We start from the raw sequence: 1,762 nt of genomic DNA, 5'->3' as shown, positions 1-1,762 counted from the left end.
TGTATGGCGCAAGGCCGAAACTTCTGACGAGGCTAATGCCGGAGCGTCAGCATGATACGCCGCAATATCGCTTTGATTCCTGCTGCCGGTGTGGGAGCGCGATTTGGTGCAGGAAAACCAAAACAATATTTTGAAATAAATGGTAAAACCGTATTGCAACATACCATAGAAATTTTTGAGCAACACTCCCGCATAGATTTAATTGCCGTTATTCTTTTGCCGGAAGATTCGGTTTTTCAGACGGCCCTGTCTGAGAAAGTGCGCGTTTTTCGAGTAGGCGGCGCAAGTCGTGCCGAAACGGTACGCAATGGTGTGTCCGTTTTATTGGAGCAAGGTTTGGCCGAGGCGCAAGACAATATTTTGGTTCATGATGCTGCACGCTGTTGCCTGCCTGCCGAAGCGTTAACGCGTTTGCTTGATGAGGCGGGTGAGAATGATGAAGGCGGTATTTTGGCCATACCGGTGGCCGATACGCTCAAGCGCTCAGACGGCAATCATCATATTGATGAAACCGTTGCGCGCGCAGGATTATGGCAGGCGCAAACGCCGCAGCTTTTTCAGACGGCCTTATTACACCGTGCTTTATCGGTTGATGATTTAAGTGAGATTACGGATGAAGCGTCAGCGGTTGAAAAACTGGGTATCCGGCCACGCTTGGTGCAGGGCGATACGCGCAATTTAAAATTGACGCTGCCGCAAGACGAATACATTGTCAGATTGTTGCTCAAGGCCGTCTGAACAATCAAAACCCATTATTTAAGGAAACAAACATGAATATCCGTATCGGACAGGGCTACGATGTCCATCAGTTGGTCGAAGGGCGAGATTTGATACTCGGCGGCGTCAACATTCCGTTTGAAAAAGGCTTGCTGGGTCATTCAGATGCCGATGCGCTCTTGCATGCGATTACCGATGCCCTGTTGGGTGCGGCCGGTTTGGGCGATATCGGCAGCCATTTTCCTGATACTGCCGCCGAGTTCAAAGATGCCGACAGCCGTGTGCTGTTGCGTGAGGCTTATCAAAGCGTGCAGAAATTGGGTTGGAAGGTGGTTAATGTCGATACGACCGTGATTGCGCAAAAGCCAAAACTTGCGCCGCATATTCCGGCAATGCGCGCTAATATCGCCGCAGATTTGGGTTTGCCTGCAAACTGCGTGAATATCAAGGGCAAAACCAACGAAAAACTTGGCTATCTGGGACGTATGGAAGCCATTGAAGCGCAAGCGGCAGTATTGCTGATTAAAGCCTAAGAGCTTAAAATTACTTTATTATTCAAACTGAAAGACTGACAACATGGCAACTCAAGACGAACTTAAACGCATTGCCGCCGAAAAAGCGGTGGAATTTGTTCCTGAAAACGAATACATCGGTATCGGTACCGGCTCTACCATCAACTTTTTTATTGAAGCTTTGGGTAAAAGCGGTAAGAAAATTAAGGGTGCCGTGTCTACTTCTAAAAAATCCAGCGAGCTTTTGGCAAAATACGAGATTCCAGAAGTTTCACTGAATGAAGTGATGGGATTGGCGATTTATGTTGACGGCGCAGACGAAGTCAACCACGCGCTGCAAATGATTAAAGGCGGCGGCGGTGCGCATTTGAACGAAAAAATCGTGGCCAGCGCATCCGATAAATTTGTCTGTATCGCCGATGAAAGCAAATATGTTTCTCGTTTGGGTAAATTCCCATTGCCGGTAGAAGTGGTTGAAAATGCCCGTTCGCTGGTGTCGCGCAAACTGCTTGCCATGGGCGGACAGCCTGAGT

Annotated in this window: 3 protein-coding genes; all 3 read left to right on the top strand. The window is 48.5% G+C overall.

Annotation, left to right across the window (positions count from 1 at the left end):
• Positions 1-51: 51 nt before the first annotated feature.
• Complete coding sequence (ispD, locus tag ACTHUM_RS13095; protein ID WP_440403069.1) at positions 52-738, top strand: 2-C-methyl-D-erythritol 4-phosphate cytidylyltransferase; 687 nt, start codon at positions 52-54, stop codon at positions 736-738.
• A 32-nt stretch (positions 739-770) separates the two neighbouring features.
• Positions 771-1,250 carry a 2-C-methyl-D-erythritol 2,4-cyclodiphosphate synthase gene (gene ispF / locus ACTHUM_RS13090; RefSeq protein WP_070460801.1) on the top strand — a complete coding sequence of 160 codons (480 nt, stop codon included), beginning with the start codon at positions 771-773 and terminating at the stop codon, positions 1,248-1,250.
• 43 nt (positions 1,251-1,293) lie between these two features.
• Positions 1,294-1,762, top strand: a 469-nt coding sequence (gene rpiA / locus ACTHUM_RS13085; RefSeq protein WP_440403068.1) for a ribose-5-phosphate isomerase RpiA, incomplete at its 3' end; no start/stop codon positions are given.

It is taken from the genome of Neisseria sp. P0021.S006 (assembly GCF_051956895.1).
Note: the sequence above shows the minus strand (reverse complement) of the source record. Positions and strands in the feature narration are given on the sequence as shown.